This is a genomic window from Brevibacterium picturae, assembly GCF_030453725.1.
In the GTDB taxonomy this organism is placed as follows: Bacteria; Actinomycetota; Actinomycetes; order Actinomycetales; family Brevibacteriaceae; genus Brevibacterium; species Brevibacterium sandarakinum_A.
Map to the genome: position 1 here is coordinate 1 of NZ_JAKDJU010000188.1, position 5,351 is coordinate 5,351.

Annotated in this window: 5 protein-coding genes; 3 read left to right on the forward strand and 2 right to left on the reverse strand. The window is 62.6% G+C overall.

The window, feature by feature from the left end; genetic code table 11:
• The 3 genes from L0G76_RS13710 to L0G76_RS13720 all read left to right on the forward strand — a co-directional run.
• Positions 1–1,584, forward strand: a 1,584-nt coding sequence (locus L0G76_RS13710) for an ABC transporter ATP-binding protein (protein ID WP_304357728.1), incomplete at its 5' end; no start/stop codon positions are given.
• Positions 1,585–1,978: 394 nt separating this feature from the next.
• Positions 1,979–3,457: a hypothetical protein gene (locus L0G76_RS13715; protein ID WP_304357729.1), complete on the forward strand. Its 1,479-nt coding sequence runs from the start codon at positions 1,979–1,981 to the stop codon at positions 3,455–3,457.
• Positions 3,458–3,749: 292 nt separating this feature from the next.
• Entirely contained in the window at positions 3,750–4,259 is a 510-nt protein-coding gene (locus tag L0G76_RS13720) for a peptidoglycan-binding domain-containing protein (RefSeq protein WP_304357730.1), read from the forward strand.
• Positions 4,260–4,280: 21 nt separating this feature from the next.
• Here the strand turns inward: L0G76_RS13720 and purQ are convergent, their stop codons facing one another.
• Both purQ and purS read right to left on the reverse strand, forming a co-directional pair.
• The gene (gene purQ, locus L0G76_RS13725) at positions 4,281–5,021 is read right to left on the reverse strand and encodes a phosphoribosylformylglycinamidine synthase subunit PurQ (RefSeq protein WP_304357731.1); all 741 of its coding nucleotides are present in this window, start codon (positions 5,019–5,021) and stop codon (positions 4,281–4,283) included.
• Positions 5,021–5,275 (reverse strand): phosphoribosylformylglycinamidine synthase subunit PurS, encoded by a 255-nt coding sequence (gene purS, locus L0G76_RS13730; RefSeq protein WP_304357732.1) that lies wholly within the window; start codon positions 5,273–5,275, stop codon positions 5,021–5,023. Before purS ends, purQ begins: the two co-directional genes overlap by 1 nt.
• Between the last annotated feature and the right edge of the window lie 76 nt (positions 5,276–5,351).

Genomic DNA, 5,351 nt, shown 5'->3' on the forward strand with positions numbered 1-5,351 from the left:
GTGACCAACGACGTCGACAACATCCAGCAGGCACTGCAGCAGGCCTTCTCCCAGCTCGTCCAATCAGCTCTGACCATCGTGGGCATCGGCGTGATGATGTTCATCGTGTCCTGGCAGCTGGCGCTGCTGGCACTCATCGCGCTCCCACTGTCTGCGGTCATCGCCGGCGTCATCGGCACCAGGTCGCAGAAGATGTTCAAGGCGCAGTGGAAACACACCGGTGACGTCAACGGACACGTCGAAGAATCGTTCTCCGGCCTCGACGTGGTCCGTGCCTTCGGCCGCGACGAGATCATGCTCGAAGAGTTCGACCGTCGCAATGAGTCCCTGTACAGAGCCTCGGCGGGTGCACAGTTCGTTTCGGGCATGATCATGCCCGCAATGCAGTTCGTGTCCTACCTCAGCTACGTCCTCATCGCCGTGGCAGGAGGCCTGAAGGTGGCCTCAGGGCAGATGACTCTGGGTGACGCAACTGCATTCATCCAGTACTCCCGTGAGTTCTCCCAGCCGATCTCAGAGATGGCGGGTGTGGCGAACATGCTGCAGTCCGGCGTCGCTTCGGCTGAGAGGACCTTCGAACTTCTCGATGCAGAGGAGGAAGAGCCCGATGACGCCCAGGAGACGCTGCCGCAGCGCACTCCGGGCAGGGTCGAGTTCTCCGATGTCAGCTTCCGCTACACCGAGGACACCCCGCTCATCGAGAAGGTCTCGTTCACTGCCGAGCCCGGCCACACGGTCGCCATCGTCGGACCGACAGGGGCAGGTAAGACCACCTTGGTCAATCTCGTGATGCGCTTCTATGAAATCACCGGTGGTCACATCTTCCTCGACGGCACCGACACACAGGACCTGACGCGAGCGGATCTGCGCTCGCATGTGGGCATGGTGCTGCAGGACGCATGGCTGTTCGAAGGCACCATCCGCGAGAACATTCGCTACGGCAGACTCGACGCCACCGATGACGAGGTCATGGATGCGGCACAGGCGACGATGGTCGATCGCTTCGTACGGCAGCTTCCCGAGGGCTATGACACGGTCATCGACTCCGATGGTGGAAGCGTTTCTGCCGGTGAGCGCCAGCTCATCACAATCGCACGGGCATTCCTGGCCGACCCGTCGCTGCTCATCCTCGATGAGGCGACCTCCTCAGTCGACACCCGCACCGAGGTGCTCGTCCAACAGGCCATGGCCGCGCTGCGCACGGACAGGACATCGTTCGTCATCGCACACCGCCTGTCAACGATCCGCGATGCCCACACCATCCTGGTGATGGAGGACGGAGCCATCGTCGAACACGGCAACCACGATCAGCTGCTGGCCGCAGAAGGAGCGTATTACCGTCTCTACATGTCGCAATTCCGCGGGGAGGACGCCGAAGAGCAATTCACCGCCGAGGTGCTTGCCGAGTCGGACACCGAGGTCGGCATCATCGTCGAGGATCGCACCACTGCTGACGGCACTGACGGCGCTGACGGCACTGACGACACTCACGGCACGGGCGGCACGGGCAATGCCGAACGCGGCATCGACAACGCTCCTCCGGCTCCGAGGGCACTGAGCGAAGACACGGTCACGGACTCATGACTCATTCGCGGCTGATGATGTAGTCGCAACTGGTGAATCGGTCCCTACAGCTTCGGCTGTGGGGACCGAACTCATACACTTCGCGGGTAACGATTTTCCTGCCGAAACGACCGCGTGTGCACAATCGTGACATGGGTGCTACCAAGCCTTCGGGCTGTACCGACGCCGTGCCGAGAGGGAAACATGTGGTGGTTGCGGGAGCAGGCACCAGCACAGCGATGACCGATCGCTTCAAGTGCGAGGGCTATGTCTCAAAGAGATAACCATTCGGAGGCATCACAATCACATTTCCGTCATGAACTAAAAGACCAAAAGTGGTCGCTTGCCGACGACGAACGTATGGTCGCTTCCAACACTGCACACGGCAGCCACTCCGGCCTCTGGAAGGATCATCATGAAACGGCTGGTTCTCGCAGCAAGCATCGCATTGGCGGTGTCCACCGTCGGAGTCGCCCCGGCGGTTGCGAACTCTCTGGACACCCCGCCCGAACTGACGACCCAGGAGAATGCGCAGTCCCCGGGCGACGAGCCTGAGAGTGCCACCGACGCTGTCGAACCCGGCGAGAACGACAGCGCTGTCGACCAGGGTGGCGACGATGCGCAGGGCGACGCGGGCCAAGGGCAGAACGGTGGTCAAGACGGGGCTGAGACTGCCGACCCCGGTGCACCGACCTCGCCCGGCGAAGAGACTGCCGACCCGGACGGCGATAAAGACGACGCAACCGAAGACGCAACCGAAGACGGTTCCGACGGAGCCGAGGAATCCGCACCGATCGAAGCGGACTTCTCGCTCGAGAAGACCACAATGACTGCCGAAGAGATCGGTGATCCGGACAAGGGGATCCGCTACACGGTCGACTCCCTCAAAACAGGTGATGTCGTCACCGCCGAGCCCGGTGAAGACACAGCCACCGCAGTTGAGGAAGACGGCACTTTCAGCGGAGCCATTGTGGGCAATACTGAACTCAAGACCGGTGACACACTCGACGTCACGGTCACCGTTGAACGAGAAGGCCAAGAGTCGAAGACCTTCAGCGGAAGCGTCGAGGTCGTCGCGGCCGACGACGAAGACGCAGAACCTCCGAACGCGGAGCTCACGGTGTCTCCCCAGAGTCAGGGCCTCCAGGAGTTCCTCAACGATGGGGTCAGCCTCATGCTGGTCAACTGTGTCGTCGACGAAGAGGTGACCTTCCGCATCAGGACCGAGGCCGACCCCGACACCACCGTCTGGGAAGACACCCAGATGGCCGGCGAGGACGCAGCAGGAGTCAGCACTTTCGTTCCTGACGGCGAGGGCGGATCCGACTGGGTCGGCGACTACCTCGTCACGGCTTCATGCGGTGACCAAAGCGTCGAGACAACCTTCACGGTGACCGCAGACGACAGTGTCGTCGACCCCAAGCTCGCCATCGACCCGGAGACGGTCTCCGGAAAGGACTTCGTCAATCGCGACAAGGGCGTGACCATGACCGTCACCGCATGCGAACCCGGCAGTGACGTCCAGTTCGAAGTCTGGGGGCATGAGCCCAGCGAGAAGCTCTACGACAGGACAGTCGAGGCCAACGAGGACGGTGCTGCATCGGTCCAGGTCTATGGCCTCGAGAACAATCCCGACGCTTATGCCGGCACGTACAAGGTCATCGCCGTCTGCATGGAACAGAGCATGGAAGGCAGATTCGTGGTGACCGGAAGCGGCGCCGGCGACCCCGACGGGGGCTCGGATGAATCCGGTGACGCAGGGAACTCCGACAACGCCGGTTCGATGCCGCGCACCGGTGCCGAGCTCACCGGCCTCGGAGCAGGAGCAGTCCTCATCCTGGCGGGCGCAGCGACAATCATCTTCGCCCGCCGCCGCGCACAGTTCGGATCGTGATCGGTGACCCGTCGGGTTGGTGAACACTCCCGGCCCGACGGCGCGAACCGACACCGAGAAAGGGCATTCGGCCCCGGAACACCGGCCACATGAGTCGGAACTCCGGGGCCGATGTGCGTGCACAGGCCATGACCGTCACAGTGCTTCAGAACCATCTCACGGGCATGTGGGATGAGTCTCGTCCAGCCCTTGTCGGGAAATGTGCGCAGGTCATAGATTGACGGTTGTGGCGGCAAGGCTACTTCCACGAATATTCACGATCGGTGAGTTCCGGCCCGGAAGCACCGACACTATGCAGGAGGAGAAGATGTCCAATCCCGGTCAGCCCATCATCGAGCGAGGATCCCAAGGCGACGTCGTCAGGAGGGCACAGCGCGCTCTGCGCAGAGTGCCGGATCATTCGGTGGCAGTCGACGGAATCTTCGGAGCCGTGACAGAAACAGCAGTCAAGAACTTCCAGGGCGGAGCCGGACTCGATGTCGACGGCATCGTCGGTGACAAGACCTGGGAGGCACTGCCGAACGGAGGACCGATGCCCACGCTCAAGCTCGGCTCGTCTCATGGAGCCGTAGCGGACCTGCAGAAAGTCCTGCACAACGGTTCCGTAGAGGGAGACTGGCCCTCACCCGGGGAACCCGACGGCGAATTCGGGCCCGCGACCAAGACATCCGTCGAAGGGTTCCAGAAGTGGGGCGACGTCGACGTCGACGGAATCGTCGGTGATGAGACCTGGTCGGTGCCCTTGCACGCCGCATCCGCGACGCTTGAGACAGCCGTCGGCCTCAAATGGGCCGACGACTGAAGAGCGCGACGGTGACTTGGCTCAGCGGCCTGTGACGAGGGTGCGCACGGCCGAGGAGAAGAATCCCTGACCGTCGATGCCGTCACCGTCTTCCGGTCCGAAGCCGGCTTCCACGGCGTGTTCGGGGTGGGGCATGAGTCCGACGACGTTTCCGGCCTCGTTCGTGATGCCGGCGATGTCGCGCAGGGAACCGTTGGGGTTGGGGCCCTGGTAGCGGAGCGCCACACGGCCGGTGCCTTCGAGCTCGTCGAGAACCTCTTCGGTGGCGACGAACCCGCCCTCGCCGTTCTTCAGCGGAATCCGGATCGTCTGACCCTGTGAGTAGTCACCGGTCCAAGCAGTAGTCGTGTTCTCCACGACCAGTTCCTGGTCACGGCAGATGAAATGCTGGTGGTCGTTGCGGATGAGGGCACCGGGCAGCAGATGCGATTCGCAGAGGATCTGGAAGCCGTTGCAGATGCCCAGGACCGGCATACCGGCGTTGGCGGACGAGACGACGGATTCCATGATCGGAGCGAAACCCGCGATCGCACCGCAGCGCAGGTAGTCGCCGTAGGAGAACCCACCGGGCAGTATGACAGCGTCGACACCGTCGAGGGTCGAATCGGCGTGCCACAGGTTGACCGGTCTCGCACCCGCCAAGCGAACCGCACGCGCGGCATCACGATCATCGAGCGTTCCGGGGAACGTCACGACACCGATCGAAACGCCGGACTCAGCACCCGCCTCGGCGATGGTGGGGTCGGTTGCGACAGCCGTCATCAGGCTTCCTCGACGGCGCGAACGGCCACGACGTTCTCGATGACAGGGTTCGACAGAAGCTTCTCAGCGGCCCCACGGGCCTGCGCGAGAACCTCCTCGGTGACCTCACCGTCGACTTCGAGTTCGAAGCGCTTTCCCTGTCGCACCTCACCGAAACCGGTGAAGCCGAGTCGGGACATTCCACCGGAGATCGCCTTACCCTGAGGGTCAAGTATCTCGGGTTTGGGCATCACCTCAACGACGACACGTGCCATGCGTGTTCTGCTCCTTCAAGAAAGTGTTCGGGAGTTCCTCCCGCGCTCGCTGAAAGTCTATCAAGGCCGGGAGGTT

Coding starts and splice junctions, on each gene's coding strand:
- purS (WP_304357732.1), bottom strand. CDS start 5,275: ATGGCACGTGTCGTCGTTGAGGTGATGCCCAAACCCGAGATACTTGAC.
- L0G76_RS13720 (WP_304357730.1), top strand. CDS start 3,750: ATGCAGGAGGAGAAGATGTCCAATCCCGGTCAGCCCATCATCGAGCGA.
- purQ (WP_304357731.1), bottom strand. CDS start 5,021: ATGACGGCTGTCGCAACCGACCCCACCATCGCCGAGGCGGGTGCTGAG.
- L0G76_RS13715 (WP_304357729.1), top strand. CDS start 1,979: ATGAAACGGCTGGTTCTCGCAGCAAGCATCGCATTGGCGGTGTCCACC.